Source organism: Cribrihabitans marinus (assembly GCF_900109035.1).
GTDB classification, from domain to species: domain Bacteria; phylum Pseudomonadota; class Alphaproteobacteria; order Rhodobacterales; family Rhodobacteraceae; genus Cribrihabitans; species Cribrihabitans marinus.
In genome coordinates this window covers 21739-47054 of record NZ_FNYD01000011.1, presented here as the reverse complement: position 1 = coordinate 47054, position 25316 = coordinate 21739, and the positions used below count along the sequence as shown (strand labels likewise).

At 65.2% G+C, this 25316-nt stretch carries 33 protein-coding genes; 14 read left to right on the top strand and 19 right to left on the bottom strand.

Going from position 1 to position 25316, the window contains the following annotated elements; all coding sequences use genetic code 11:
- Positions 1-4 precede the first annotated feature (4 nt).
- Together ispH and BMX57_RS16860 are read right to left on the bottom strand one after the other, a co-directional pair.
- The gene (gene ispH, locus BMX57_RS16865; RefSeq protein WP_092369916.1) at positions 5-949 is read right to left on the bottom strand and encodes a 4-hydroxy-3-methylbut-2-enyl diphosphate reductase; all 945 of its coding nucleotides are present in this window, start codon (positions 947-949) and stop codon (positions 5-7) included.
- Positions 950-1140: 191 nt separating this feature from the next.
- Positions 1141-1716, bottom strand: coding sequence for a LabA-like NYN domain-containing protein (locus BMX57_RS16860; protein ID WP_092369913.1), 576 nt, complete (start codon positions 1714-1716; stop codon positions 1141-1143).
- Positions 1717-1883: 167 nt separating this feature from the next.
- On the opposite strand from BMX57_RS16860, the gene folK reads away from it, so the two are divergent.
- The 12 genes from folK to recO all read left to right on the top strand — a co-directional run bounded on the left by folK (position 1884) and on the right by recO (position 11545).
- Positions 1884-2453, top strand: coding sequence for a 2-amino-4-hydroxy-6-hydroxymethyldihydropteridine diphosphokinase (gene folK / locus BMX57_RS16855; RefSeq protein ID WP_092369910.1), 570 nt, complete (start codon positions 1884-1886; stop codon positions 2451-2453).
- Between the two features lie 91 nt (positions 2454-2544).
- Positions 2545-2898 (top strand): DNA-directed RNA polymerase subunit omega, encoded by a 354-nt coding sequence (gene rpoZ, locus BMX57_RS16850; RefSeq protein ID WP_092369907.1) that lies wholly within the window; start codon positions 2545-2547, stop codon positions 2896-2898.
- A 28-nt stretch (positions 2899-2926) separates the two neighbouring features.
- The gene (locus BMX57_RS16845) at positions 2927-5056 is read left to right on the top strand and encodes a RelA/SpoT family protein (protein ID WP_092369904.1); all 2130 of its coding nucleotides are present in this window, start codon (positions 2927-2929) and stop codon (positions 5054-5056) included.
- 30 nt (positions 5057-5086) lie between these two features.
- The gene (locus tag BMX57_RS16840; protein ID WP_092369901.1) at positions 5087-5767 is read left to right on the top strand and encodes a DUF2062 domain-containing protein; all 681 of its coding nucleotides are present in this window, start codon (positions 5087-5089) and stop codon (positions 5765-5767) included.
- A gap of 10 nt (positions 5768-5777) precedes the next feature.
- Positions 5778-6524, top strand: coding sequence for a pyridoxine 5'-phosphate synthase (locus BMX57_RS16835; protein WP_092369898.1), 747 nt, complete (start codon positions 5778-5780; stop codon positions 6522-6524).
- 31 nt (positions 6525-6555) lie between these two features.
- Positions 6556-6999 carry a holo-ACP synthase gene (gene acpS, locus BMX57_RS16830; RefSeq protein WP_092369895.1) on the top strand — a complete coding sequence of 148 codons (444 nt, stop codon included), beginning with the start codon at positions 6556-6558 and terminating at the stop codon, positions 6997-6999.
- Between the two features lie 29 nt (positions 7000-7028).
- Positions 7029-7865: a signal peptidase I gene (gene lepB, locus BMX57_RS16825; protein WP_092369892.1), complete on the top strand. Its 837-nt coding sequence runs from the start codon at positions 7029-7031 to the stop codon at positions 7863-7865.
- Positions 7862-8548 (top strand): ribonuclease III, encoded by a 687-nt coding sequence (gene rnc / locus BMX57_RS16820; RefSeq protein ID WP_092369889.1) that lies wholly within the window; start codon positions 7862-7864, stop codon positions 8546-8548. Before lepB ends, rnc begins: the two co-directional genes overlap by 4 nt.
- A complete protein-coding gene (locus BMX57_RS16815; protein ID WP_268236037.1) occupies positions 8541-9425 on the top strand; it encodes a DMT family transporter in 885 nt (294 codons plus the stop codon). The genes rnc and BMX57_RS16815 overlap by 8 nt, the downstream gene beginning before the upstream one ends.
- Before the next feature lie 80 nt (positions 9426-9505).
- Positions 9506-10411 (top strand): GTPase Era, encoded by a 906-nt coding sequence (gene era / locus BMX57_RS16810; RefSeq protein ID WP_092369886.1) that lies wholly within the window; start codon positions 9506-9508, stop codon positions 10409-10411.
- Positions 10412-10485: 74 nt separating this feature from the next.
- Positions 10486-10815 (top strand): DUF1491 family protein, encoded by a 330-nt coding sequence (locus BMX57_RS16805; protein WP_092369883.1) that lies wholly within the window; start codon positions 10486-10488, stop codon positions 10813-10815.
- 4 nt (positions 10816-10819) lie between these two features.
- On the top strand, positions 10820-11545 hold the full coding sequence (gene recO / locus BMX57_RS16800) for a DNA repair protein RecO (RefSeq protein ID WP_092369880.1): 726 nt from the start codon (positions 10820-10822) through the stop codon (positions 11543-11545).
- Here recO and BMX57_RS16795 read toward each other — a convergent pair.
- The 12 genes from BMX57_RS16795 to BMX57_RS16745 form a co-directional block, all read right to left on the bottom strand.
- Positions 11517-11717, bottom strand: coding sequence for an META domain-containing protein (locus BMX57_RS16795; RefSeq protein WP_143057940.1), 201 nt, complete (start codon positions 11715-11717; stop codon positions 11517-11519). The genes recO and BMX57_RS16795 overlap by 29 nt on opposite strands.
- A gap of 69 nt (positions 11718-11786) precedes the next feature.
- Positions 11787-12632, bottom strand: a complete 846-nt coding sequence (locus BMX57_RS16790; protein WP_092369877.1) for an urea carboxylase-associated family protein — start codon at positions 12630-12632, stop codon at positions 11787-11789.
- A 57-nt stretch (positions 12633-12689) separates the two neighbouring features.
- Complete coding sequence (locus tag BMX57_RS16785) at positions 12690-12872, bottom strand: hypothetical protein (protein WP_092369874.1); 183 nt, start codon at positions 12870-12872, stop codon at positions 12690-12692.
- A gap of 75 nt (positions 12873-12947) precedes the next feature.
- Positions 12948-13085 carry a hypothetical protein gene (locus BMX57_RS20745; protein ID WP_177175487.1) on the bottom strand — a complete coding sequence of 46 codons (138 nt, stop codon included), beginning with the start codon at positions 13083-13085 and terminating at the stop codon, positions 12948-12950.
- Positions 13086-13203: 118 nt separating this feature from the next.
- Positions 13204-13920, bottom strand: a complete 717-nt coding sequence (locus BMX57_RS16780) for a ZIP family metal transporter (protein ID WP_177175486.1) — start codon at positions 13918-13920, stop codon at positions 13204-13206.
- A 13-nt stretch (positions 13921-13933) separates the two neighbouring features.
- Positions 13934-14713, bottom strand: coding sequence for a succinate dehydrogenase iron-sulfur subunit (locus BMX57_RS16775; protein ID WP_092369871.1), 780 nt, complete (start codon positions 14711-14713; stop codon positions 13934-13936).
- Between the two features lie 6 nt (positions 14714-14719).
- Positions 14720-15538, bottom strand: coding sequence for a sulfotransferase family protein (locus BMX57_RS16770; RefSeq protein WP_092369869.1), 819 nt, complete (start codon positions 15536-15538; stop codon positions 14720-14722).
- A 40-nt stretch (positions 15539-15578) separates the two neighbouring features.
- Entirely contained in the window at positions 15579-17228 is a 1650-nt protein-coding gene (locus tag BMX57_RS16765; protein ID WP_143057939.1) for a glycosyltransferase family protein, read from the bottom strand.
- 94 nt (positions 17229-17322) lie between these two features.
- A complete protein-coding gene (gene sdhA, locus BMX57_RS16760; protein WP_092369863.1) occupies positions 17323-19128 on the bottom strand; it encodes a succinate dehydrogenase flavoprotein subunit in 1806 nt (601 codons plus the stop codon).
- Positions 19129-19146: 18 nt separating this feature from the next.
- Complete coding sequence (gene sdhD / locus BMX57_RS16755) at positions 19147-19518, bottom strand: succinate dehydrogenase, hydrophobic membrane anchor protein (RefSeq protein WP_092369860.1); 372 nt, start codon at positions 19516-19518, stop codon at positions 19147-19149.
- Positions 19519-19528: 10 nt separating this feature from the next.
- Positions 19529-19912 (bottom strand): succinate dehydrogenase, cytochrome b556 subunit, encoded by a 384-nt coding sequence (sdhC, locus tag BMX57_RS16750; protein WP_092369857.1) that lies wholly within the window; start codon positions 19910-19912, stop codon positions 19529-19531.
- A gap of 146 nt (positions 19913-20058) precedes the next feature.
- Entirely contained in the window at positions 20059-20781 is a 723-nt protein-coding gene (locus BMX57_RS16745; RefSeq protein WP_092369854.1) for a DUF1194 domain-containing protein, read from the bottom strand.
- A 148-nt stretch (positions 20782-20929) separates the two neighbouring features.
- Here BMX57_RS16745 and BMX57_RS16740 point away from each other — a divergent pair, with 148 nt between their 5' ends.
- The gene (locus BMX57_RS16740; protein WP_092369851.1) at positions 20930-21370 is read left to right on the top strand and encodes a PACE efflux transporter; all 441 of its coding nucleotides are present in this window, start codon (positions 20930-20932) and stop codon (positions 21368-21370) included.
- Here the strand turns inward: BMX57_RS16740 and BMX57_RS16735 are convergent.
- From BMX57_RS16735 to BMX57_RS16720, 4 genes are read right to left on the bottom strand one after another with little or no spacing between them, the layout of a single operon-like run.
- Complete coding sequence (locus tag BMX57_RS16735) at positions 21346-22389, bottom strand: MaoC family dehydratase (RefSeq protein WP_092370238.1); 1044 nt, start codon at positions 22387-22389, stop codon at positions 21346-21348. The genes BMX57_RS16740 and BMX57_RS16735 overlap by 25 nt on opposite strands.
- Positions 22389-22595, bottom strand: coding sequence for a DUF1737 domain-containing protein (locus BMX57_RS16730; protein ID WP_092369848.1), 207 nt, complete (start codon positions 22593-22595; stop codon positions 22389-22391). The genes BMX57_RS16735 and BMX57_RS16730 overlap by 1 nt, the downstream gene beginning before the upstream one ends.
- A gap of 12 nt (positions 22596-22607) precedes the next feature.
- Positions 22608-23162: an NnrU family protein gene (locus BMX57_RS16725; protein WP_092369845.1), complete on the bottom strand. Its 555-nt coding sequence runs from the start codon at positions 23160-23162 to the stop codon at positions 22608-22610.
- Between the two features lie 5 nt (positions 23163-23167).
- Entirely contained in the window at positions 23168-24025 is an 858-nt protein-coding gene (locus tag BMX57_RS16720) for an HpcH/HpaI aldolase/citrate lyase family protein (protein WP_092369842.1), read from the bottom strand.
- A gap of 217 nt (positions 24026-24242) precedes the next feature.
- On the opposite strand from BMX57_RS16720, the gene BMX57_RS16715 reads away from it, so the two are divergent.
- Positions 24243-24548: a hypothetical protein gene (locus BMX57_RS16715; protein WP_373283114.1), complete on the top strand. Its 306-nt coding sequence runs from the start codon at positions 24243-24245 to the stop codon at positions 24546-24548.
- Positions 24549-24559: 11 nt separating this feature from the next.
- On the opposite strand, the gene BMX57_RS16710 is transcribed toward BMX57_RS16715, so the two are convergent.
- Positions 24560-25315, bottom strand: a complete 756-nt coding sequence (locus BMX57_RS16710) for a sulfite exporter TauE/SafE family protein (protein ID WP_092369836.1) — start codon at positions 25313-25315, stop codon at positions 24560-24562.
- Position 25316: the final 1 nt, after the last annotated feature.

Genomic DNA, 25316 nt, shown 5'->3' with positions numbered 1-25316 from the left:
CGGTTCAGCTGCGCAGCACGCGCGGAACCTTGAATTCGACGTTTTCCGTCGCGGTTTCGATCTGCTCGACGGTCACGTCATAGCGGCTGCGGAAGGCGTCGATCACCTCGGTCACAAGCTCTTCGGGCGCCGAGGCGCCGGCGGTGACCCCCAGGGTCGAGATCCCGTCCAGCGCGCGCCAGTCGATGTCGCCGGCGCGCTGCACCAGCTGGGCATAGCCGCAGCCGGACTTGGCGCCAACCTCGACCAGCCGCCGCGAATTGGACGAATTCGGCGCGCCCACGACCAGCATCGCCTCGACCTGCGGCGCCATCGCCTTCACGGCCTCCTGCCGGTTGGTGGTGGCGTAGCAGATGTCTTCCTTGTGCGGGCCGACAATGGCGGGGAACCGCGCCTTGAGCGCGGCGACGATATCCTTGGTGTCATCCACCGACAGCGTGGTCTGGGTGACGAAGGCGAGGCGCTCGGGGTCGCGGACCTGCACATGCGCCACGTCCTCGACGGTTTCGACCAGCAAGACCTCGCCCTCGGGCAGCTGGCCCATCGTGCCCACGGTTTCCGGGTGGCCGCGATGGCCGATCATGATCATCTGCAATCCGTTCTCGGAATGGCGCTGCGCCTCGATATGGACCTTGCTGACCAGCGGGCAGGTGGCGTCGACATAGATCATCTGGCGCCGCGCCGCCTCTGCCGGGACCGATTTCGGCACGCCATGCGCCGAAAACACCACCGGCCGGTCATCGGGGCATTCCTCCAGCTCCTCGACAAAGACCGCGCCCTGCTCGCGCAGCGAATCGACGACAAATTTGTTGTGCACGATCTCATGGCGGACATAGACCGGCGCGCCCCATTTCCGGAGCGCCATCTCGACCACCTTTATGGCGCGGTCCACACCGGCGCAGAACCCGCGCGGCGCGGCCAGATATAGCGTCAGGGGCGGTTTGGCCATCGGGGCACCTCCTTGCACGCGAGAGGTATGCAATTCGCGCGCCCGGGTCCAGCATTTCAAGAAAGCGCCTGCGGGGCGTCACAATTCCGACATGGCCACTTGCTAGAAAATCCCTGTTTCATAGCAAGTTATTGTCTACGGACCACGGCCGGGTGCCTTTAGCTCCGGCCGTGGTTCCGCCCTTGTCCGGGTCAGCGGCCCGCGGTCGCCACGTTGCTGCGTTGTTCGCCGGTCGTGTCGCGCGGCGGACGTCCGATCACGTCCTTGAGCTCTTCCAGTTCGATGAAGTTGTCGGCTTGCCGACGCAGGTCGTCCGAGATCATCGGCGGCTGGCTGCGGATCGTCGAGACGACAGAGACCCGGACACCCTGACGCTGCAGGCTGGCCACAAGCGGACGGAAATCGCCATCACCGGAAAACAGAACGATATGATCGACCCGCGGCGCCAGTTCCATGGCATCCACGGTCAGTTCGATATCCATGTTGCCCTTGACCTTACGTCGCCCCATGCTGTCGGTGTATTCCTTGGCCGGTTTCGTGACCATCGAGAAACCGTTGTAGTGCAGCCAATCGACAAGCGGGCGGATCGGCGAATACTCGTCGTTTTCCAGAAGAGCAGTATAATAGAAGGCCCGCAAAAGCTTTCCCCGGCGCATGAATTCCTGGCGCAACAGCTTGTAATCTATGTCAAACCCGAGTGCCTTGGCCGCTGCATAAAGATTCGAACCGTCGATGAACAGCGCCAGCCGTTCGTCTTTGTAAAACATAATTGTTCCTTCCGGTGTGAACCATCCCACCGCTAGTTCCGTGAGTGAGCGATAAATTCTGGCGGGATAATTCCCGAAAATTAAGTTGAACTGGCATCTATCGCAAGAGTGAGTAAGAGAATTGTCATGCATCTGACGTATTCTGTAAACCCGAGTTGTTCACAAAAATGACCGAATTCCGGTCCGTTTCGCTGATCGCGCTTGGTGCGAACCTTCCACAGGGACGGTTCAGCCCTGAGTTGACCTTGGGTCGGGCCTGCGTGGCGCTGTCCGATGCCGGCGTGGTGATTCGCGCTGTCAGCCGGTTCTATGCCACGCCCTGTTTTCCGGCCGGTGCCGGGCCGGATTACGTGAACGCGGTGCTTGCCGTCGATGCCGGGGACGATCCGTCCGACCTGCTGGCCCTGCTGCACCGGATCGAGCGCGAACATGGGCGCGAGCGGGTCCGCCGCTGGGGCATGCGCACGCTGGATATGGATATCGTCGCATTCGGCGACGCCGTTCTGCCGGACGCCGGGATATATTCCAGGTGGCGCGACCTGCGGGGCGAGGAGCAGCGGCAGCACACGCCAGACCGGTTGATCCTGCCGCATCCGCGTCTGCAGGACCGCGCCTTTGTCCTGATCCCGGCGGCGGATGTCGCGCCCGGCTGGCGTCACCCGGTCTCGGGGTGGAGCATCGCGGAAATGTGCTCCGCGCTGCCGGCGGCCGACCGTGCCGCGGTCACGCCGATCTGATCGGAAGTTCCCCTATTTCCTGCTTGTCAAGCAGTGGATTCGCGCATAGAACCACGCCTTCTGATCAGATGACGAACTTGGAGATCCGCCAATGGCCCGCGTGACGGTTGAAGACTGCGTAGACAAGGTTCCGAACCGGTTCGAGCTGGTGATGCTCGCCGCCCACCGTGCGCGAGAGATCTCGGCCGGGGCCGCGATCACCATCGACCGCGACAACGACAAGAACCCGGTCGTGGCGCTGCGCGAGATCGCCGACGAGACGCAGGCGGCCGACGACCTGCGCGAACGGCTGATCGAAAGCAACCAGTCCCAGATCGAGGTCGACGAGCCGGAAGAGGACCAGATGGCCCTGCTGATGGGTGCCGAATCCGACAAGCCCGCCGAGGACGACCTGTCCGAGGAGAAGCTGCTGCGCGCGCTGATGGAGGCGCAGGGGCAGGGCTGAGCCGCCCGACGACAAGGATGCGGACCGGATGATTGCCGCCGATGACCTGATTGCGCTGGTCCGCAACTACAACCCCAAGACCAATGCCAAGCGGCTGACCGCGGCCTACGAGTTCGGCAAGGCGATGCACGAGGGGCAGACCCGGCATTCCGGCGAGCCCTATTTCTCGCACCCCGTGGCCGTGGCCGCCATCCTGACCGAGCAGCGGCTGGATGATGCCACCATCATCACCGCGCTGCTGCACGACACGATCGAGGACACCAAGGCCAGTTACGGCCAGATCGCCGAGCATTTCGGCGACGAGGTGGCGGTGCTGGTCGATGGCGTCACCAAGCTGACCAACCTGCAACTCTCGAGCCTGGAGACGAAGCAGGCCGAAAACTTCCGCAAGCTGTTCATGGCCATGTCCAAGGATCTGCGGGTGATCCTGGTCAAGCTGGCCGACCGACTGCACAACATGCGCACCATCAAGGCGATGAAGCCGGAAAAGCAGGTGCAGAAGGCGCGCGAGACCATGGACATCTTCGCGCCGCTTGCCGGCCGAATGGGCATGCAGTGGATGCGCGAGGAGTTGGAGGATCTGGCATTCCGAGTCCTCAACCCCGAGGGGCGGCAGTCGATCATCCGCCGCTTCATCACACTGCAGCGCGAAACCGGCGACGTGATCCACCGCATCACCGGCGACATGCGCGGCGAGCTGGACAAGGCCGGGATCGAGGCCGAGGTGTTCGGCCGGGCCAAGAAACCCTATTCCATCTGGCGCAAGATGCAGGAAAAGGAACAGGGCTTCTCGCGGCTCAGCGACATCTACGGCTTCCGCGTCATCACCGGGTCGGAAGAGGATTGCTATCGCGCGCTGGGCGCCATCCACCAGCGCTGGCGCGCGGTGCCGGGCCGGTTCAAGGATTATATCAGCCAGCCCAAGTCGAACGGCTATCGCTCCATCCACACCACCGTGTCGGGTCGCGACGGCAAACGCGTCGAGGTGCAGATCCGCACCCGTCAGATGCATGACGTGGCCGAGACCGGTGTGGCGGCGCATTGGTCCTATCGCGACGGGGTGCGGTCGGAAAACCCGTTCGCGGTCGACCCCGCCAAGTGGATCGCCTCGCTGACCGAGCAGTTCGACAACGAGGAGGATCACGAGGATTTCCTCGAGGCGGTGAAGCTCGAGATGTATTCCGACCAGGTGTTCTGCTTCACCCCCAAGGGCGATGTCGTCAAGCAGCCGCGGGGCGCGACGCCGATCGACTTTGCCTATGCCATCCACACGCGGATCGGCCATGCCTGCGTGGGCGCCAAGGTCGATGGCATCCGCGTGCCGCTCTGGACCCGGCTCAAGAACGGACAGTCGGTGGACATCATCACCGCCGAGGGCCAGACGCCGCAGGTCAGCTGGCTGGAGATCGCGGTCACCGGCAAGGCCCGCACCGCGATCCGCCGCGCGCTGCGCGAGGTTGACCGCGAGCGGTTCATCAAGCTGGGACGCGAACTGGCGCGTTCGGCCTTCGAGAATGTCGGGCGCAAGGCCACCGACAAGGTGCTCGAGACGGCGGCCCGCGCGCTGCGGCTGAAGGACCGGGGCGAGTTGCTGGCCCGGCTGGGCAGCGCCGAGTTGACCGCGCATGACGTGGTGCAGGCGGTCTATCCCGACCTGGCCCCGGACGAGGGCGACGCGATCTCGCCGCGCCGCGCGGTGATCGGCCTGGAGCCGGGGCAGAAATTCGAACGCGCGCCCTGTTGCCAGCCGCTGCCGGGCGAACGGATCGTCGGCATCACCTATCGCGGCAAGGGCGTGGTCGTGCACGCCATCGACTGCCAGAAGCTGAGCGCCTTCGAAGATCAGCCCGACCGCTGGGTCGATCTGCACTGGCAGTCGGGCACCCACCCGGCGGCCTATGACGCCTCGCTCGAGGTGACGATCGGCAATGACGCGGGTGTGCTGGGACGTATTTGCACGTTGATCGGCGAGAAGAAGGCCAATATCTCGAACCTTGTGTTCGTGGACCGGAAACCCGACTTCTACCGCCTGCTCATCAGCGTCGAACTGCGCGATCTGGAGCAGTTGCATTCGCTGATGCTGATGCTGGAGGCGGAAAGCGACGTTGCATCGGTCGAACGTCACCGGGAAGGCGCGGACACATTGGTGCGGGGATAGGTTCGGGCAGCTCGGAAAGGACAGACCAGCGTGGTATTCAAGCGCCGAGATCGCCGCTCGCCGGTTCAGGCCGCTTCGGAGTTCGTGTATCCGCGCGGCGGCTGGACGCGCGCTTTCCACTACGTGAAGCACCGTGTCAGGCGCCTGCCGGATACGCCCGAACGCATTGCGCGCGGCATCGGGGCCGGGGTCTTCGCCGCCTTCACGCCGTTCTACGGGCTGCATTTCCTGATTGCCGTGCTGCTGGCGCGGCTGATCAACGGCAACCTGCTCGCCTCGCTCAGCGGCACCTTCTTCGGCAATCCGTTCACCTATGTCCCGATCGCGGTGGTCAGCCTGGAGACCGGGCATTTCCTGCTGGGAACCACCTTCGAGGAGGGCCAACGCCGCGGCCTGATGCGCAAGATCGCCAACGCCTCGGGGGACCTGCGCGACAATTTCCTGTCGATCTTCACCGGGCGCGAGGCAGATTGGCGGGGGTTGCACCTGTTCTATGACGAGGTGTTCTATCCCTATCTGGTCGGCGGCATCCTGCCCGGCCTGGTGGCCGGCGTGGTCTGCTATTGGCTTAGCGTACCGCTGATCCGTGCCTATCAGCTGCGCCGCCGGGCCAAGATCAAGGCCAAGTTCGAGGCGATCAAGAAAAAGGCCGGGGCGGGGGGTGCCGCTCTGGAGAAAACCCCGCTACGGTCGCGTCCGAAATCAAGGTGAGGGGCAAACGATGCCGGAAAACCATCTGCGTCTCGGGATCAACATCGACCATGTGGCCACCGTGCGGAACGCCCGTGGCGGCGCCTATCCCGACCCGCTGCGCGCGGCGAAACTGGCCGAGGAGGCCGGTGCCGACGGCATCACAGCGCATTTGCGCGAAGACCGCCGGCATATCTCGGATGCCGATATCGAGGGGCTGATGGACGTGCTGACGGTGCCGCTGAACTTCGAGATGGCGGCGACCGACGAGATGCAGCAGATCGCCCTGCGCCACAAACCCCACGCGGTCTGCATCGTGCCGGAAAAGCGCGAGGAGCGCACAACCGAGGGCGGGCTTGAGGTCGCGCGCGAGGAGAACCGGCTGGCCCATTTCATCGCGCCCCTGCGCGACGCTGGCTGCCGGGTGTCGATCTTCATTGCCGCCGACAATCGCCAGATCGAGGCCGCGCACCGCATCGGCGCCCAGGTGATCGAGCTTCACACCGGCGCCTATTGCGATGCTCATGCCGAGGGCCAAGCGGATATTTGCGACCGCGAGTTGGAGGCCCTGCGCGAGATGTCGGCCTATGCCCACTCGCTGGGCCTCGAGGTGCATGCCGGACACGGCCTGACCTATGACACGGTGAAACCCGTCGCGTCCTTTCCCGAGGTGCGCGAGTTGAACATCGGGCATTTCCTGGTGGGCGAGGCGATCTTTCTGGGTCTGGACCCTGCCATCCGGGAAATGCGCCGCCTGATGGATGAGGCCCGCGCGTGACCCTCCGTGATCTCGACGACGGGGGACGCCCTTGATCCTCGGCATCGGCACCGACCTGGCCAATATCGAACGGATCGAACGGACGCTGGACCGTTTCGGCGACCGGTTCCGCAACCGTGTCTTCACCGAAATCGAACAGCGCAAGGCCGAACGCCGTGCCGACACGCCCGGCACCTATGCCAAGCGCTGGGCCGCCAAGGAGGCCTGTTCCAAGGCGCTGGGCACCGGTTTGCGCATGGGAATCGCCTGGAAGGACATGGCCGTGAGCAACCTGGCGACCGGGCAGCCGGTGATGCATGTCACCGGCTGGGCCGCCGAGCGGCTGCGCGAGATGACCCCGCCGGGCCACGAGGCGCTGATCCACGTCACGCTGACCGATGACCACCCCTGGGCGCAGGCCTTCGTGGTGATCGAGGCGCGCCCCCTGGACGAGGTGGGCGATCCCTTGACTTACCCCGGCCCCGCCCGCATGTAGCGCCCGACCCATAAGGACTGGAGACCTCAATGGCCAGCAAAGCCAAGCCCGGACACGCGATCTGGGAGACGATCAAGACCATCGTCTATGCCCTGCTGATCGCGGGCGTGTTCCGGACGCTCTTCTTTCAGCCGTTCTGGATCCCGTCGGGCTCGATGAAGGAAACGCTGCTGATCGGCGATTTCCTGTTCGTCAACAAGATGGCCTATGGCTATTCCTATGCGTCCTGCCCGAACCTGAAGATGCCGCGTTTCGGCATCGATATCGACGCCAAGAACATCTGCGGCTTTCTCGACGGCGACAACACCCGTGTGTTCGGGGGCGAGCCCGAGCGCGGCGATGTCGTGGTGTTCCGTCACCCCACTTCCGGGCGAGATTTCATCAAGCGGCTGGTCGGCATGCCGGGCGACAGGATCCAGGTCAAGGCCGGTGTCCTGCAGATCAACAGCGAGCCGGTGAAACTGGATGACGCCGGCGTCTTCGAGGAAGTGGCCGAACCGCAGGGGCCGCAGCAGTTGCGCCCGCGCTGCGAGAACGGGCCCGTGGGTGCCGGCGGGATCTGCCAGAAAACCCGCCTGACCGAGACCCTGCCCAACGGTGTCGAGCACACGATCCTGAACATCGGCAACCAGGCCTCGGACAACACCGGCGTCTACACCGTTCCCGAGGGCAATTACTTCTTCATGGGTGACAATCGCGACAATTCCAGCGACTCGCGCCTGCCGCAATCGGCCGGTGGCGTCGGGTTCGTGCCCTACGAAAACCTGATCGGCCGTGCCGATCGCATCATGTTCTCGTCCGCGGGCCGGTCCATGCTGTTCTTCTGGACCTGGCGCGGCGACCGGTTTTTCAAGGCGATCCAGTGAAGCTTTCGGCGGATCTGAAGGCCTTTCAGGCCCGGATCGGCCACGAATTCTTCCGGCCCGAGTTGTTGGTGCGCGCGCTGACCCACGGGTCGATCTCTTCGCCCACGCGCGGCGACAACCAGCGTCTGGAATTCCTCGGCGACCGGGTGCTGGGCCTGGTCATGGCCGAGGCGCTTCTTGACCAGGACAAGTCCGCCGCGGAGGGCCAGCTTGCGCCGCGGTTCAACGCGCTGGTGCGCAAGGAGACCTGCGCCGACGTGGCCCGCGAGGTCGAACTGGGCGCGGTGCTGAAACTGGGCCGCTCCGAGATGCGCAGCGGCGGCCGGCGCAAGCAGGCGCTGCTGGGCGACGCGATGGAGGCGGTGATCGCCGCCGTTCACCGCGATGCCGGGTTCGAGGCCGCGCGCGCCATGATCCTACGCCTGTGGGGCGACCGTGTCCACAAGGTCGAAGCCGATGCCCGCGATGCCAAGACCGCGTTGCAGGAATGGGCGCAGGCCCGGGGGATGACCCCGCCGACCTATGTTCAGCTGTCGCGCAGCGGCCCCGATCACGCACCGGTCTTTGCCATCGCCGCCCGCCTGCAGGACGGCACCGAGGCCCGCGCCACCGCCGGATCGAAACGCCAGGCCGAACAGGAGGCCGCCGCCGCGCTGCTCGACACGGTCTCGGGCGGTGGCTGAGAACGCCCTGCCGGGCCGGAACCTGTTCGGGGCGGGTTTCATGGTGGCCGCCATGTCCCTTTTCGCGGTCGAGGACGCGCTGTTCAAATCCGTGACCGTGACGATGGGGCCGGGCCAGGCAACGGTGCTGTTCGGCCTGGCCGGGCTGGCGATCTACGTCGCCTTGTCCCGCCGCGCGAAAGAGCCGGTTCTCACGCCCGAGATCCTGCGCCCGCACCTGCTGATCCGCACCGGATTCGAGATCGTCGGGCGCCTGTTCTTTGCCCTGGCGCTGGCCTTCGCGCCGCTGTCGATCACGTCGGCTATCCTGCAGGCGGCGCCGCTTGTCGTGGTGGCCGGCGCGGCGCTGTTTCTGGGCGAGACCGTGGGCCGGCGGCGCTGGACCGCGATGTCGGTCGGCTTTGTCGGCGTGCTGCTGATCCTGCGCCCGACACCGGAGCAGTTCCGACCCGAGGCCCTGTTCGCCCTGGCCGGCATGATCGGATTCGCCGGGCGCGACCTAGCCACGCGCGCCAGCCCGGTCACGGTGTCGGCGCGGCAGCTTGGCACGCTGGGCTTTCTGGTTGTGACCTGTGCGGGCTTTCTGATCCTGCCCTTCGATGCCGCGCCGCCCCGGCTTCCGGCGTCCGCCGAGGCGGGCAAGCTGCTGCTCACCGGCTGCGTCGGGGTCGCGGCTTACACTGCTCTCACCCGGGCGATGCGCACCGGAGAGGTGGCCGTTGTCGCGCCGTTCCGCTACAGCCGCCTTCTGGTGGCGCTGGTCTTTGCGGTCGTGTTCTTTGACGAGCGTCCCGATGCCCTGGTGCTGACCGGTGCCGCGCTGATCGTCGGCAGCGGGCTCTACACGCTGGCGCGCTCGCACCGGAGCGCGGATTGACCCCGACCGCACGATCGCATCTGGCCGGTGGCGGCAATATCCTGTAGGTCACAGCCTCGTTGCAACTTCAGGATCGCCCCATGACCACCCGCGCCGGTTTCATTGCCCTGATCGGAGAGCCCAATGCGGGCAAGTCCACCCTGCTCAACCGCATGGTGGGCGCCAAGGTCTCGATCGTCACCCACAAGGTCCAGACCACCCGCGCCCGCATCCGCGGTGTCGCGATGGAGGGCGAGGCGCAGCTGGTCTTTGTCGACACGCCGGGCCTGTTCAAGCCGCGCCGGCGGCTGGACCGGGCGATGGTCGCCGCCGCCTGGGGCGGGGCCGCGGATGCCGATATCGTCGTGCTGTTGGTCGAGGCGCATCGCGGCATCACCGAAGGGGTCGAGCGCATCCTCGATGGCCTGGGCGATATCGGACAGGGCCGCACCGTGGCGCTGGCCATCAACAAGATCGACCGGGTGGCCTCCAAGGCGCTGCTGGGCCTCGCGCGGGACCTGAACGAGCGTTTCGACTTTGCCGAGACCTTCATGATCTCGGCCGAGAAGGGCCACGGCGTCGACGACCTGCGCAAGTGGCTCGCCGGCGCGCTGCCCGAGGGGCCCTGGCTCTATCCCGAGGATCAGATCGCCGACCTGCCCATGCGGATGATCGCCGCCGAGATGACGCGCGAGAAACTGACCCTGCGGCTGCACCAGGAACTGCCCTATCAGCTGACCGTCGAGACCGAGAACTGGCAGGAACGCAAGGACGGCTCGGCGCGCGTCGACCAGGTGATCTATGTAGCGCGCGACGGGCACAAGGGGATCCTGCTGGGTCACAAGGGAGAGACCATCAAGGCGGTGGGCCAGGCCGCCCGCGCCGAGCTCGAGGCCTTTCTCGACCGCAAGGTGCACCTGTTCCTTCAGGTCAAGGTCCGGCCCAACTGGCTGGACGAGGCCGAGCGCTATTCCGAGATGGGCCTCGACTTCAAGGACGGCGGGTGATCCATGCCGCGGCCGATGGGCGTCTTCATATCCCCGCCGGAGGCGCCTGCGGCGGTCAGAGGCGCGGGGCTGCGATGACCCGGCTCACGGCGGATTTCTGGGTTCAGGCCTATCTCACGCGGCTTCGGCTCAATGACATTCCGGCCTTCGTGACCGCACATGGCGACGACACTGCCGGCGCGGTTCTGGTCAAGCTGAACACGCTGAACGGGCAGGCGGTTGCCTTTCACCGCGAGTATGATCTGATGAGCGGTGCGCGCGCCTGGGTCGAATTGGCCGGCGGCGACGAGCGTGACGTGGATGCGGCGATTGCCCGCCAACGCGATTTCGACCCCGATCTCTGGGTGATCGAGGTCGAGGACCGCCAGGGGCGTCATCTTCTGGGCGAGGACGGGCTGGAGTAGGGGAATGGACTGGCGCGATCACGGCATCCTGCTGACGGTGCGGCGCCACGGCGAGACCTCTGCGATCATCGAGGTGTTCACCGAGGCACATGGCCGTCATGCCGGTGTCGTGCGCGGCGGCACCAGCCGGAAGATCGCTCCGCTTTTGCAACCGGGCGCGCAGCTCGACGTGACGTGGCGGGCGCGGCTGGACGCGCATATCGGAACCTACGCGGTCGAACCCCTGCGCAGCCGGGCGGCGGCGGCCTTCTCGGGGCGCATGGCGCTTGCGGGGCTGAACGCGGTGGTGGCCCTTCTGTCTTACAGCCTGCCCGAGCGCGAGTCGCATCCGCGGCTTTATCGCCAGACCGAACAGCTTATGGACCTGCTGGGCCAGGACGAGATCTGGCCGCTGGCCTATCTGCGGTGGGAGCAGGCCTTGCTGGAGGATCTCGGGTTCGGCCTGGACCTGGCCGCCTGCGCCGTCACCGGGGCGACCGAGGGGTTGGTCTATGTCTCGCCGAAATCGGGCCGGGCAGTTACGGCGGCGGGGGCCGGTGACTGGGCCGATCGCATGCTGCCATTGCCGCCCTGCCTGTTGGGGCGGGGGCCGGAATCGGATGCCGAGATCGTCAAGGCGCTGGGCACCACGGGTCATTTCCTTGAATCGCGGTTGGCGATGGAAGTTGCGCACAGGCCGCTGCCGCAGGCCCGCGGGCGGCTTATCGACCTCCTGGCCCGGTCGCCGTAAAGACCATCTCGCCGCCCGCCGCGTTGCGCAGGATGAGGATATCGCCCGACACTTCGGCTTGGCTCATCTCGCCAAGCGCCGCGAGGAAGCGGCGTTCGGCCGGCATCTGGGGGCAGGTGCGCCGGGTAACAGCCAGGGCGCCCACTTCGAACCACGGATAGGGCGCGTCCATCTTGCCGCCACAGGCGTTGCCGGGGCTCGGCCCGCGATCCGGCCGCAAACCATCGCGCGACGGCGGGGCTCAAAGACCATGGCTGCGGTCATACTGGCTCGGTTCGCGCGGTTGCCAGCCTTCCAGAGACCCCGGTGCGGGGGCAAAGATCTCGACCAGCAGCGGATGGCAGGCGGCCGCGTCAGAGGAGTGACCCGAGCCGCAATCGCCGCCGGGGCAGGCGCTGAGCCCGCCCAGAAGGTCGATCTCGGCGAAGAACTCCAGGTGGTCGCCGGGGCGCACCGGAGAGGCCTTCATGAAATACTGCCCGGTATCGCGGGTGAACCCGGTGCACATGAACACGTTGAGCACATCATGCACGTGCGGCTCGGCCTCGACCGCGGAGACCCCCAGATGCCCGGCCAGGGCGCGGATCAGGTTGGAGTGGCAGCAGTGGTGGTATTGCGTTCCGGACAGAAGGTTGCCGGTATAGGGATCGCAACGGGTGCCGATCACGTCATGGACCGATCCGCCGAACGCGTCGATCCCGTACCAGTCCAGGCTGTCCCAGGTGATCGTGGCCATCGGGCGCAGATGCGGAAAGCTGCTCCACATCCGCTCGCCGGTGGTCAGGTGCGTGCCATGCAGGGCGCGGGTCTTGCCCGAGTAGAACCGTTCGGTCAGATCCTCGGCGTTCCACAAGTTCAGGTCGCCGACCTGCGGCCCACCTACCGAGGTGATGCGAAAGAACTGCCCGCGCGGAACCTCGAAGCAGCGAGCGTCGCGGGGTGGCACCAGGATCTCGCCGGATTTGCGCGCGGTGGCGCGGGCCGCCGCATAAAGGTCCAGGTCTGGTTTCGGCAGCGTATCGTCGGGATAGCAGATCACCGGCGCCACGGCGCGGCGGGCGTCGGCGTCGTCGGGGGCTTGGGTCATGGCGCGTCTCCTCGGCTCCGGGATCAGGTGGCCCGATCCGAGCGCGGGATGCAAGCGTCAGCGGCAGTGGCAGGCGCGCGGTGGATCCAGGCCGGGCTGCACCGCGCCGCAATAGGCGCAGCGCCATTGTTGGGCGGCCTTGTCCTGTCGCCAGCGACAGGCCCGCGTCAGCGAGGATGTGCGGGCCCGCCAGATGAAATAGGCCAGCACACCGATTGCGAGGATCACCAGCACCACCATGCGGCGACCCCTAGCCCATGCCGGGGCCGGGCGCCAAGCCCCGCAATCCGGTATGGTGTCCGCCCGGCGGGCCGGTCAGGCCGCGTTGGCGTATTGGAACAACTCGGGCGTTTCTGCCGCCACGGGCAGGGGCTCGGGCGTGTAATAGGCCCATGCCTGGTCCAGCAGCTTCAGCGCCTCGGCGGGTGCGGTCTTGGATTTGACGAGTTTCATGGGCGTCATCCTGCGTATGGTCTGCCCCTCCCCGAGATCGAAGATAGGCGCACCGATGCGCCGGTGCATCCCATGAATTCGCAATCTTGTCATGCGGTTGCTGCATGGTGACGCCGGGTCAGACGGTTGCCAGATGCCCGGCCAGGCCCAGGGCAAAGCCGCCGACACTGCCCAAAGCCGGAAGCCAGTGCCCGTGGCGATGGGCCGCCGGCGCGACATCCTGGAACAGCAGGTAGAGGATGCCGCCCGCAGAGAAGACCATGATCGCGCCCAGTGGAACCGGCTGGTCCACCAGGAACAGGAACCCGATCCCCGCGCAGACGGGTCCAATGGCGGCCAGACCCAGGAACAGCAGCAGGATGTGCCGGACATTGTGCCGCCCCGCCACGAACACCTCGCGGAAGGCGGCAAAGCCTTCGGGCACGTTTTGCAGAAAGATCATCCCCGCCAGCAGGATCGCCGTGGCGGGGTCCGAGATCAGCAGCGCCCCGAGCGCCATCGCTTCGGGCACGAAATCGAGCAGCATGGCCAGCAAGAGCGCGCCTCCGCCGCCGGCCCGTTCCAGCGCCCGGTCGATGGCGAAGAAGAGGAGGCCACCGGTAGCGAACAGGATGACCGCCGAGGCCGGATGCAGGGCCTCCACCCCCTCGGGGATCAGCACCAGGGCCACCGCCGACAAAAGCGCGCCGCCACCGAAGGCCGCGATGCCCAGGACCAGGTCGGCCGGCACATGACGCTCGACCGCCAGTTCGCAGCGGGCCAGTACGCCCCCCAGCGGGATCGCCAGCCCGGCCAGCAGGGCCAGGATCAGGGCGTGATAGACCGAGATTTCCAACGCGCCGGGCGGATCAGACCGCCCGCTCGACCATCATCTTCTTGATCTCTGCAATGGCCTTGGCCGGGTTCAGGCCCTTGGGGCAGGTCTTGGTGCAGTTCATGATCGTGTGGCAGCGATAGAGCTTGAAGGGATCCTCCAGATCGTCCAGCCGCTCGCCGGTGGCCTCGTCGCGGCTGTCGATGATCCAGCGATACGCGTGCAGCAGCGCAGCGGGGCCGAGGTAGCGGTCGCCGTTCCACCAGTAGGACGGGCAGGCGGTCGAGCAGGAGGCGCACATCACACATTCATAGAGGCCATCGAGCTTCTTGCGGTCCTCGATCGACTGTTTCCACTCCTTGGCGGGGCGGTTGGTCTTGGTTTCCAGCCACGGCATGATCGAAGCGTGCTGGGCGTAGAAATGCGTAAGGTCCGGGATCAGGTCCTTGACCACCGGCATGTGCGGCAGCGGATAGATCTTCACGTCGCCCTTGATCTCGTCCATGCCGTAGATGCAGGCCAGCGTGTTGATGCCGTCGATGTTCATCGCGCACGACCCGCAGATCCCCTCGCGGCAGGACCGGCGGAAGGTCAGGGTGGGGTCGATCTCGTTCTTGATCTTGATCAGCGCATCCAGGACCATCGGACCGCAGCTGTCCATGTCGACGAAATAGGTGTCGACGCGCGGGTTCTGGCCGTCATCGGGATTCCAGCGATAGATCTGGAACTTGCGGACGTTGCCGGCGCCTTGCGGTTTCGGCCAGGTCTTGCCGGTGGTCATGCGGCTGTTCTTGGGCAGCGTCAGTTGAACCATGATGTGTTACCCTTCTGCTTGGGTTTCCGAGCCGGACATGGCGTCCGGTCTCAGCTTGTCGAGCCAGGTCCGGTCGGACTCGTAGCCCAGCTTGATCAGATCGTCGCCATGCCGCTCAAGATAGAGCGCGGCGGTCCGGGGCGGCAACTCGGTCAGCCATCGGCGTGTCTTGCCCGAGGACACATGCGTCTTGAGCCGCCCGACATCGGACCTGTCCTTCAATCCCCCGAACAGGGAGTTTTGGTGGTAGATCTCGAGCGCGGTATCGTGTTCCGCGCCCTGGAACCCGAAGTGGTCGAGCACGCGGCCGAAGATCGCGCAATCGGTGTCCTCGATCAGGTCCTCGTAGCGCAGGTCGATGGCCCTGGGATGACCATAGGGCCAGGCCGTCATCTCCGCCAGCACGCTGGCATGGTGCTGCGCCATCTCGAAGGCGAGTTTCTCTTCCCGGGTGGGCAGGTGCCGGATCTGTTGCTGGTAGGTACGCCCGTTCCAGTCGGGGTTCGGAACGTGCAGGAAGTTCTCCTGCCGTCCCGGCGCCGTTTCATGGTATCTGGCGCCGGACAGCAACACGTCGCGAGGGTCGCGGATGATGTGCAGGAACCGCGCATCCTCGCGCTCCATCAGGCCCGGCGCGAAACGGCTCGACCAGTTCACGCAGATGACCCGGCCCTCCTCGGGCAGATCCGTCCACTTCCGCGGGCGATGCAGGGGCCGCATGGGAATGTCCAGCGCCTGCCCGATCAACCGCCACACCCGCCGCATCCAGACGGTGCCGCATTTGTGATGCGTACCGATGCACAGGATGCGGGGGGTGGGGATCATGTCGGGCTCCGGGACACTGGGGCTGAGAACAATAGCTGTTTCATTTCTTCTCCAGAAGAGCGGTCAGGATATCAGTCATCGCTTTTGCGCGGGCAACGAATGAGTGCTTCAGCACCATGTCTTGCGCATGTTCAAACCTCGATCGGCGCTTCTCTTCGCCTTCGTTCCGAATAGCGTCGACCGCGTCGGAAAACTCCTTTGCAGTGCGACAACAATAAACAAACGGGCGAAATTCCGGCAGCAGTGCATCCACATCGTCACAAATGACCGGTGTCCCGCAGGCAAGTGCATCGAAGATGCGATTGGAAATAAATCCATTTTCACGCATCGATGGGAGATGGTCACACAGGATTGCTTCGGCCCCACGATAAAGATCACCCAGTTCGTCGTTAGGAACATAATCCGCCACGAGTTTCTCGCCAAGCGGTGTCGCCGCCCAGCGCGGGCCATAAACGTTGGGATAATGTCCAGCTTCGACCGCCATTTCGGCTATCGGCCTCATTCGATCGCCTCTGCTGTAATTGGAACCAACAAAATGAAAGCCTTCGCGTCTGCGTGACGGGTCAGGGAACATCTTATTGGGATCAAATGCTTGATGCAGAACTTCTGCGTTGAGCCCCAAGCCGCGCAACTTGGTAGCAAAGGATTCGGAGGCGACCAGGACAAGGTCCGACGATGCGGCCTCACGCATGATGCGGGCAACGTCTCCTTCTGTCTTGCCGGGATAGATCAACCACAAAACGCGGGGCCTGCCACTTGGAGCGGGCATCGAAGGCGCCCCGAGTATGAATAGGTCCAGATCGGCTTCGACAGAACTCTCCTCCCATTCCGGCAAGCACTGGACATGACTATTGATACCTTGCCGTTCCAGCGCCTCCGAGAAACTCAAGGCAAAATGCCAGTCTCCCCAGTAACGACGCTGCCGGCGTGATTTCACCGCTGTCTTGATGGCGATGCTTCGGGCCTTTTGAGTCTTTCGGCGCGCCGGGACCGGCTCGCCGTGTTGTCCGTCATTTGTGTCATTGGGTTGGATATCGAGATCGTCGAGCAGGCGGGGCAGTCCGTAGTCGGCGAGCGAAAGCTTTGACCAGTCGCGGACAATCCGGTCATATTCAGTGTCGAGTATACTATTGGTGGGATCCAGATTGCGGACAACAACCAGCCCCGAGGGCGCCACATTCACCACTTCCATGTAAAGATCGGGACGGTATTTACGAAGGATCAAAACCACCTTCCACACGTCGCCGACCCATTGGCGAGTGACTGTCTTGTCCCAGTCGCGATCGGCGGCAGCCATGCTCATCGGGACGCAGTCATGCATGGCAATGCAGCCCGTCGGCGTCATACGCTTTTCACTGTTCATGAAGTCGCGCAAAAGGAACTCGAACAGGTGCATGCCGTCGAGAAAGGCAAGGTCGAAGCTTGGATCCATGCGACGCAGCATGTCCGATTCGAAGAATTCGTCGCTGGTTCCCTGGAAGAGATAGAGCTCCGGCTTGGTTCCGGTCACATCTGCGGCAAGGCGGAACGTGGGGTCAACGGCGTAAGAGGTGCACTGGGACAAATGCAGACTGGCCCCGGACTCCGTGCCGATCTCGAAATACGTTTTGGGCTTGAGTTCCCGGTGCATCCTTTCGAGCAATGTGAAATAGTGATCGGGCCCCATGCGGGGAAACCCCTCTTCGGGCACGATCCTAGACTCTCCGCGCAACTTGCGACGGATCCCGGGCAATTTTAGAAGATCATCTCGAACGCCAAACACTCCGCTCTCCCCGGCGCCTACCCTAGAACGTCCGCGCCTTTGGCGCGATGCGTTTGAGGTTGATGCCGCCTTGTTTCTCTGTGGTCAGCGGGTCGGTGATGACCGGACGATAGCTCAGATCGACCGATGTGCCGTCCACGCGGGCAACCGTGTGAACGCGCCATTTCTTGTCGTCACGCTCGGGATGGTCCTCATGGGCATGCGCGCCGCGGCTTTCCTTGCGTGCCTCGGCGCCGGCGATCGTGGCCAGCGCGTTGGGCATCAGGTTGGTCAGCTCCAGCGTCTCCATCAGGTCAGAGTTCCAGATCAGGCTGCGGTCGGTGACCTTCAGATCGTCCAGCTTCCCGGCGATGGCGGTCATCTTCTCCAGCCCTTCGGCCATGGTCTTGGCAGTGCGGAAGACGGCGGCATCCTCCTGCATGGTCTTCTGCATCTCCAGCCGGAGCTCGGCCGTGGGCGTGCCGCCCTTGGCATTGCGAACGCTGTCGAACCGGTCGAAGGCCCGATCGACGCTGGTCTGGTTCAGCGCCGGGTTACCCGTCTCGGGATCCACCACCTTGCCGGCCCGGATCGCCGCCGCGCGGCCGAAGACCACCAGGTCGATCAGCGAGTTCGAGCCCAGCCGGTTGGCGCCGTGCACGCTGGCACAGCCGGCCTCGCCCACGGCCATCAGGCCGGGGACCACGGCGGTGGGGTCATCCTTGGTGGGGTTCAGCACCTCGCCCCAGTAGTTGGTGGGGATGCCGCCCATGTTGTAGTGCACCGTGGGCAGGACGGGGATCGGTTCCTTGGTGACATCGACACCGGCAAAGATCTTGGCCGATTCCGAGATACCCGGCAGACGCTCGGCCAGCGCCTCGGCCGGCAGGTGGGAAAGGTTGAGATGGATATGGTCGCCCTCGGCGCCCACGCCCCGGCCCTCGCGGATCTCCATCGTCATCGAGCGCGAGACGTAATCGCGCGGCGCCAGGTCCTTGTATTGCGGGGCGTAGCGTTCCATGAATCGCTCGCCCTCGGAATTGGTGAGATACCCGCCCTCGCCGCGCGCGCCCTCGGTGATCAGGCAGCCCGAACCGTAGATGCCGGTGGGGTGGAACTGCACGAATTCCATGTCCTGAAGCGGCAGGCCGGCGCGGGCCACCATGCCGCCGCCGTCGCCGGTGCAGGTATGGGCGCTGGTGGCGCTGAAATACGCGCGCCCATAGCCGCCGGTGGCCAGCACCACCATCTTGGCGTTGAACACATGCATGGTGCCGTCATCGAGCTTCCAGCAGACGACGCCCTGGCACTGCCCGTCCTCGGACATGATCAGGTCGATGGCGAAATACTCGACATAGAACTCGGCGTTGTTCTTGAGCGACTGGCCATAGAGCGTGTGCAGGATGGCGTGGCCGGTTCGGTCGGCGGCGGCGCAGGTGCGCTGCACCGCAGGGCCTTCGCCGAACTCGGTGGTGTGGCCGCCGAACGGGCGCTGATAGATCTTGCCTTCTTCGGTGCGCGAGAACGGCACCCCGTAATGCTCCAGCTCATAGACCGCCTTGGGCGCCTCGCGCGCCAGATATTCCATCGCGTCGGTGTCGCCCAGCCAGTCCGACCCTTTCACGGTGTCGTACATGTGCCACTGCCAGTGGTCGGGGCCCATGTTGGAAAGCGACGCGGCAATCCCGCCCTGTGCGGCGACAGTGTGCGAGCGGGTCGGGAACACCTTGGTCACGCAGGCCGTGCGCAGCCCCTGTTCGGCCATGCCCAGCGTCGCCCGCAGCCCGGCGCCGCCGGCACCCACCACCACGACATCGTATTCGTGGGTCTCGTATTCGTATTCAGCCATGTGTCTTGAGCTCCGATCTCAGAGGGCGATGCGGGCGATTGCGAAAAGGCCCGTGACCATTGCGGCATAGGACAGGCAGGTGACCAGGATGATGACGACCTTCTGGGCGGTGCCATGCACATAGTCTTCGATCAGCACCTGTGCGCCGTCGGCAAAATGCTTGAACCCGACGATCATGGTCAGGGCGGCCACGATGGCCGGGAACGGACGCGAGAAATAGTCCAGCACCGCGTCATGCGGCGCGCCCAGCATCGGGCCGTAGGTGAAGACGAAGAGCGGGATCAGGATCAGCAGCGCGACGCTCTGCACCTTCATGGTCCAGAAATGATGCACGCCGGACTTGGCCGAGCCCATGCCCACGGCGCGTTTGCGGTCGGTCAGGTAACGCATGTGCGGCTCCTCAGATGATGATGACGGTGACGATGGTCAGCAGGGCCGACCCCGCGACGACCGCCCAGCCGAGCTTCTCGGCGATGGGCAGTTCCAGGCCCATCGCGTTGTCCCAGATCAGGTGCCGTATGCCGGCCAGCGTGTGATACCACAGCGCCCAGAGCGAGGCGAACATGACCAGGTCACCCAGGAAGGAGGTGATGACCGCATCGGCCGTGGCGAAATACTCGGGCGAGGTCGCGGCCGCCAGGAACCACCACACCGTCAGCAGCGCGGCCAGCAGCAGGGCGTTGCCGGTGATGCGGGTCAGGATCGAAGTGATCGAGGTCAGCTGCGGACGGTAGATCGACAGGTGCGGCGAAAGCGGGCGGTCGCCCCGATTGACATCGGCCATGATGGCTCCTTTTCCGTTGGCTGCTTCCGTTTCTAGCGGTTTTTACAGGTCTGTCACGCATCGGCTTGGGTCTGGAACGCGGTTTTTTGGCACGGTGCGGCAGATTTTCGGCACATGTGATCACAGTTTGGCGGGCTGTGATCACGTTATTTCGCGTGGGGCGAAGATGTGAGCGTTATCAATACGTCGTCCCTGTGATCACGAATCTGGCCGGGCAGGTCCGAGGTTTGCTCGGTAACTTCGCGCAGCAGCTTGCGGCGGATTCGTTCGGGATAGTCCAGAAATCCCGACGCCGAAACCACGAAGGCGCCGTCGCCGACAATGACGTTTTCATAGAAATAGGCGGTCAGCTCCGGCTCGCTCTCTTCGATGGCGATTGCGTTGACGGTGATGCCGCGGGCCCTCAGTTCGGCATGCAGCTCGGTCGGCTCTATCCCCTCGTTCGAGCTGCCGTCGCCCGAGACGTCAATGAGGTAACGCTTGCACTCGGGGACATCGTCGAAACTGGCCATGCTGATCTCCAGTGCCTCGCCGATGGCGGTCGAGAAGTTGCGCCAGATCCGCGGATCGGACTGAACCGCATCGGCATAGGCGTCGGCGGCCTCGAACGAATCTATCACCGTCCAGGGGATTGTGATCCGCTGGCGCGAGGCGCCGGTCCATTGCAAAAGCATCAGCTTGGCCTGTGCCCGCACCAGTGCCTCGGAGATGACGGGGTCGCGCAGCGCCGTTGCCAGCCCGTCCATCTGGATTCGGTATTCGCCTGCATCGACCGAGCCGGAGACGTCCACGGCCAGCACAAGCGCCAGGTCGCAGGCGACCAGCGGTCCGGCCCAGAAAGAGGCAAATGCGGATAGCAGCACGCGCATGACCGTCAGTCTATCGCGGGCGAAATCAATTGTCGCGGTTGCACCGCAAGCGCCAGCACCTATGTTGACGGGTCAAGCGAGGACGACCTCCCCCGGACCACCGGGCCGCCAGACCGGGACGACCCGGCGAAAACCGAGGAGTCCCCACATGCGTCGCACCGCAGACCGTATCCGCCACGCCGTGTCCTTCGAAGTGATCGGTTTGATGACCGTGATCCCGCTGGGGGCGTGGGTGTTCGACAAGCCGATGCAGGATATCGGCGTTGTCGGTGTTGCCGGGGCGACCCTGGCGATGGCGTGGAACTATGTCTATAACCTGCTGTTCGATCACGCGATGCTGCGCCTTCGCGGCCATGTCGCCAAGACGCCCGGCCTGCGCATCCTGCACGCCGTGCTGTTCGAGCTTGGCCTGCTGATCCTGCTGCTGCCGGTCTTTGCGCTCTACCTCGGGATCGGGCTGGTGCAGGCACTGGTCATGGACCTGGGCTTTGCCGCGTTCTTCGTGGTCTATGCCTTCGTGTTCAACTGGGCCTATGACCTTGTATTCCCGATCCCGGAACCGGGTCAGAGCGGCATCAGGGCCCAGTAGTCGAGATCGAGCAGCACCTCGGGCAGATACCGCCCCTCGTCGTTCTTCAGGCGGAACGGATCGCCGCCCTTGGTGGCGACCAGCCGCAGCCGGATCGCGCCGACGCCCGGGGCCGGGGTCTCGGCCTTGTCCAGCACCTCGGACCAGGCCTTGATCGTGTCGCCGGCAAAGCAGGGATTGGCATGCGCGCCGCCGTTCAGTCCGACGATCATCTGCGCGTTCGCCAGCCCGTTGAAGCTGAGCGCGCGGGCCATCGAGATCACGTGCCCGCCATAGATCAGCCGTCCCTCGGGGCGGAAGGTCAGGTCGAAATGCACCTTGGCGGTGTTCTGCCATAGCCGGGTCGCGAGCATGTGCTCGGCCTCTTCGACGGTCACGCCGTCGACATGGTCGATGGTCTCGCCGATCTCGTAATCGCCCCAGCGATGCGGCTCGCCGGCCAGGGTGAAATCGTAGGTCGAGAAGTCCAGGCCATCGGGAATCACCAGCCGGTCTGCGGGCACCGCCTTGGCCAGGTCGGGCACGACCGGTTCCGGGACCTGAGCGCCCGGATCGGCCTTGCGCACCATGACCCAGCGCACATACTCCAGCACGGCCTCGTCGTTCTGGTTCAGTCCAGTGGTGCGGACCCAGACAACGCCGGTCTTGCCGTTGGAATTGGGTTTCAGCCCGATCACTTCGGACACCGATCGCAGCGTGTCGCCCGGCCAGACCGGTTTCAGCCAGCGCCCCTCGGCATAACCCAGATTGGCCACCGCGTTCAGCGACACGTCGGGCACCGTCTTGCCGAAGACCACGTGAAAGGCCGCCAGATCGTCCAGCGGGCTGGCCGGCAACCCGCAGGCGCCGGCAAACGTGTCTGAGGAATAGAGCGCATGCCGGGCCGGGTAGAGCGCGTGATAGAGTGCCCGCTCGCCCCCCGAGACCGTGCGCGGCACTGCATGTTCGATGGTCTGGCCGACCCGGTAATCCTCGAAGAAACGCCCCGGATTGGTCTTGTGCCGCCTTTGGGTCGTCATCATTGCTCTCCCAGTTTCATCTCGTGCGCATAGTCGGCCTCGACCTGCTTGGTGACCGCTTGCGCGCAGCGCATCTTGCCGCTCTCGGCGTCGAAGGCGTAGGCCGGGCTGCCATGCAACACCCAGCCGCGCGCCAGCGCTTTGCTGACCTTGTGGCAAAAGGCGGATGTGTCCTCCTCCGTGAGGAGGCGATAGAGCGTGGTCATGCCTGGTCGTCCTTACATCGGGAACGGTGACGGTCCCACCAGCCCGTGGATCCAGCCGATCACCGCCAGCAGAACCACCGACGCCACCATGAACATCCCGTCCTTGGCCAGCGTGCCGGGCTCACCGGGTGTCCAGTCGGGCTCGGCGCGGTTGATGACGACGATCTCGGCCAGGGCCCAGATCAGCAGCCCGCCGAATAGGATCAGCGAGGCCGGATCGTAATTGACCAGCAGATGTGCGGCGGCCCAGAGCGCGAAGCCCAGCAGCATCGGGTGGCGCACATTGTGCAGCAGCTTCCCCTTCTGGCCGGCGGGGCTCATCAGCCAGATGGCGATGAGAACCAGCAGGTTGTTCACGTGCCGCAGGAACGGCGGAAAGGCCACGGTGTCGTAGGACTCCGCCCAGCTGTAGCCCAGCACCATCAGGAGGATGCTGCCCGCGATTCCCAGGGCGACCAGCCCCTTGCCGCGATCGCCCATCTCCGCGCGGTGTGCCGGTGCCATCCGCTTGAACAGATGCGCCCCCCACCACAGGGCCAGGCCCAAGATCAACACCACATATCCCATGTTGGCTACTCCGTTTGCAAAGCCTCGATTGCCTCCGCTTTTGCCAGAGTTTCCCGTGCGGTGGCAACGTGAAGGTTCTCGACGATCCGGCCATCGACCACGGCGACGCCCTTGCCCTGCGCCTCGACCTCTTCGAAAGCGGCGATCTGGCGGCGGGCCAGGTCGACCTCTTCGGCCGAGGGCGCAAAGGCGGCATTGGCGATCGCGACCTGGGCGGGATGGATCAGGGTCTTGCCGTCAAAGCCCATGTCCCGCCCCTGCCGGCATTCGGCATCCAGGCCAGCGTCATCCTTGAACGCGTTGTAGACGCCATCGACGATCACAAGCCCCTCGGCCCTGGCCGCCAGCAGGCACAGGCCCAGCGCGGTCAAAAGCGGCTCGCGATCCGCGCGAAAGCGCGTGCCGAGATCCTTGGCCAGGTCGTTGGTGCCCATCACGAAACCCGCCATCGCCGGGTGCGCGGCAATGGCGGCCGCATTGAGCATCCCGCGCGGGGTTTCCATCATCGCCCAGATCGGCAGCTCGCCGGTGATCTCTGCCAGCGCGTCCACATCCGAGGGCGCGCCGACCTTGGGCAGCAGCACGGCGTCGGGGCGCATCTCGCGCACCGCGGCGGCGTCGTCCCTTCCCCAGGGCGTATCAAGCCCGTTGATCCGGACGATCCGCATGCGCGGGCCGTATCCGTCCTCGGCCAGCGCCGCCGCCAAGGTTTCGCGCGCGGCCCGCTTGCCGTCAGCGGCCACGGCGTCCTCGAGATCGAAGATGATCGCATCCACCGGCAGCGTGCGGGCCTTTTCAAGCGCCCGCGTGTTCGAACCGGGGATGTAGAGGACAGAGCGATAGGGGCGGTGGCGCGGGTTCATCGGGGTCTCCTGCGAAACTTTATTGCGCAGAGAGGGGCATCTTTGGCCGGAAAGTTCAAGCGGAATGTGCCGCGGCGCAGCATCGCGGCTGTTGCGCGGGGGCGGGCCGGCGGGTTTACCGCGTTCGAACACCACCTGAACCAGTGTCTTGCTGTCGGCCCGGGGCAATCCGCGCCGTGCCGGAGGAGACAGTGGGAAAGGGGCCGAGATGACACGGATGATGTTCGGAATGACGATGGGGCTGGGGGTGATGGCGCTGGCCGCGCAGCAATTGCAGGCGCAGCCGCGCAACTGCGCCCCGCGCGAGGTGGTGATGAAGAAGCTGGCCGAGGAGTTCGGCGAGACCCGACGGGGCATCGGCCTGGTGCAGGAGGGCTCGGTGATGGAGGTGTTCGCCTCGGACGGGAGCGGCAGCTGGACGATCACGGTGACCCTGCCCAGCGGCGTCACCTGCCTGGTTGCCGCCGGCGAGGCATATGAGACCCTGGCTGAGGCACTGCCGCCGGCGGGCGACGATGCCTGACCGGTTCCGGGTCAGGTCAGGGCGTCCCAGATCAGCTTGGTCCCGGTGGCCGTGAGCAGCGTGTAGGTCACCGCGAAGAAGGCGCGTTCGGGGATCATGCGATGTGCCCGGACGCCCAGCCACGCACCCAACAGCGCGGCCGGCGCCAGCATCAGGTCGGCCAGAAAGGTGCGCGCCGTGAAGATCCCGAGAAAGCTGTAGGGTATGAACTTGGCGATGTTGATCGCCCAGAAGACGATCACCGTCGTGGCCTGATAGGTGGACTTGTCCAGACGCCGGCCCAGCAGGTAGACCGCCGCCGGCGGCCCGCCGGCATGGCTGACGAAGCTGGTGAAACCCGCGAACAGGCCCGCCAGATATCCGCTGGACCGGGGCAGGGGGCTGGCGCCCAGCCGCACCCAGCCGCGCGCAACCGACAGCTGCCAGGCCACGAAGCCCAGGGCCACCGCGCCGATCAGCAGGCGGATCACGTCGTCATTCGCCACGCGGTAGAGCAGCGCGCCAAGCGCCACGCCCGGCATCGCGCCCAGGATCAGGATGCGCGCTTCGGGTCCCGCCCAGCGCCGCCAATAGGGCCGCAGGCTGGCCACGTCCACCAGCATCAGCAACGGCAGCATGATCCCCAGCGCCAGCCCGGGCGGCAGCAGGATCGCCAGAATCGAGGCGCTGGCAAAGGCCGCCCCGGATCCGAAACCCGCCTTCGAGATCCCCGCGAAGATCACCGCCGGTACTGCGACCGCGAAGAAGGCGAGATCGAATTCCAGCATC

Excerpts from the sequence above, each read along its gene's own strand:
- BMX57_RS16835 (WP_092369898.1), top strand. The coding sequence starts at position 5,778 with ATGCCGGAAAACCATCTGCGTCTCGGGATCAACATCGACCATGTGGCC.
- BMX57_RS16720 (WP_092369842.1), bottom strand. The coding sequence starts at position 24,025 with ATGAACCCGCGCCACCGCCCCTATCGCTCTGTCCTCTACATCCCCGGT.
- lepB (WP_092369892.1), top strand. The coding sequence starts at position 7,029 with ATGGCCAGCAAAGCCAAGCCCGGACACGCGATCTGGGAGACGATCAAG.
- recO (WP_092369880.1), top strand. The coding sequence starts at position 10,820 with ATGGACTGGCGCGATCACGGCATCCTGCTGACGGTGCGGCGCCACGGC.
- BMX57_RS16795 (WP_143057940.1), bottom strand. The coding sequence starts at position 11,717 with ATGGACGCGCCCTATCCGTGGTTCGAAGTGGGCGCCCTGGCTGTTACC.
- sdhD (WP_092369860.1), bottom strand. The coding sequence starts at position 19,518 with ATGCGTTACCTGACCGACCGCAAACGCGCCGTGGGCATGGGCTCGGCC.
- sdhA (WP_092369863.1), bottom strand. The coding sequence starts at position 19,128 with ATGGCTGAATACGAATACGAGACCCACGAATACGATGTCGTGGTGGTG.
- BMX57_RS16745 (WP_092369854.1), bottom strand. The coding sequence starts at position 20,781 with ATGCGCGTGCTGCTATCCGCATTTGCCTCTTTCTGGGCCGGACCGCTG.
- BMX57_RS16740 (WP_092369851.1), top strand. The coding sequence starts at position 20,930 with ATGCGTCGCACCGCAGACCGTATCCGCCACGCCGTGTCCTTCGAAGTG.
- folK (WP_092369910.1), top strand. The coding sequence starts at position 1,884 with ATGACCGAATTCCGGTCCGTTTCGCTGATCGCGCTTGGTGCGAACCTT.
- BMX57_RS16735 (WP_092370238.1), bottom strand. The coding sequence starts at position 22,389 with ATGACGACCCAAAGGCGGCACAAGACCAATCCGGGGCGTTTCTTCGAG.
- BMX57_RS16715 (WP_373283114.1), top strand. The coding sequence starts at position 24,243 with ATGATGTTCGGAATGACGATGGGGCTGGGGGTGATGGCGCTGGCCGCG.
- BMX57_RS16710 (WP_092369836.1), bottom strand. The coding sequence starts at position 25,315 with ATGCTGGAATTCGATCTCGCCTTCTTCGCGGTCGCAGTACCGGCGGTG.
- BMX57_RS20745 (WP_177175487.1), bottom strand. The coding sequence starts at position 13,085 with ATGAAACTCGTCAAATCCAAGACCGCACCCGCCGAGGCGCTGAAGCTG.
- BMX57_RS16845 (WP_092369904.1), top strand. The coding sequence starts at position 2,927 with ATGATTGCCGCCGATGACCTGATTGCGCTGGTCCGCAACTACAACCCC.
- BMX57_RS16790 (WP_092369877.1), bottom strand. The coding sequence starts at position 12,632 with ATGACCCAAGCCCCCGACGACGCCGACGCCCGCCGCGCCGTGGCGCCG.
- BMX57_RS16805 (WP_092369883.1), top strand. The coding sequence starts at position 10,486 with ATGACCCGGCTCACGGCGGATTTCTGGGTTCAGGCCTATCTCACGCGG.
- ispH (WP_092369916.1), bottom strand. The coding sequence starts at position 949 with ATGGCCAAACCGCCCCTGACGCTATATCTGGCCGCGCCGCGCGGGTTC.
- BMX57_RS16860 (WP_092369913.1), bottom strand. The coding sequence starts at position 1,716 with ATGTTTTACAAAGACGAACGGCTGGCGCTGTTCATCGACGGTTCGAAT.
- era (WP_092369886.1), top strand. The coding sequence starts at position 9,506 with ATGACCACCCGCGCCGGTTTCATTGCCCTGATCGGAGAGCCCAATGCG.
- BMX57_RS16770 (WP_092369869.1), bottom strand. The coding sequence starts at position 15,538 with ATGATCCCCACCCCCCGCATCCTGTGCATCGGTACGCATCACAAATGC.
- BMX57_RS16785 (WP_092369874.1), bottom strand. The coding sequence starts at position 12,872 with ATGGTGGTGCTGGTGATCCTCGCAATCGGTGTGCTGGCCTATTTCATC.
- BMX57_RS16775 (WP_092369871.1), bottom strand. The coding sequence starts at position 14,713 with ATGGTTCAACTGACGCTGCCCAAGAACAGCCGCATGACCACCGGCAAG.
- sdhC (WP_092369857.1), bottom strand. The coding sequence starts at position 19,912 with ATGGCCGATGTCAATCGGGGCGACCGCCCGCTTTCGCCGCACCTGTCG.
- BMX57_RS16730 (WP_092369848.1), bottom strand. The coding sequence starts at position 22,595 with ATGACCACGCTCTATCGCCTCCTCACGGAGGAGGACACATCCGCCTTT.
- BMX57_RS16725 (WP_092369845.1), bottom strand. The coding sequence starts at position 23,162 with ATGGGATATGTGGTGTTGATCTTGGGCCTGGCCCTGTGGTGGGGGGCG.
- rpoZ (WP_092369907.1), top strand. The coding sequence starts at position 2,545 with ATGGCCCGCGTGACGGTTGAAGACTGCGTAGACAAGGTTCCGAACCGG.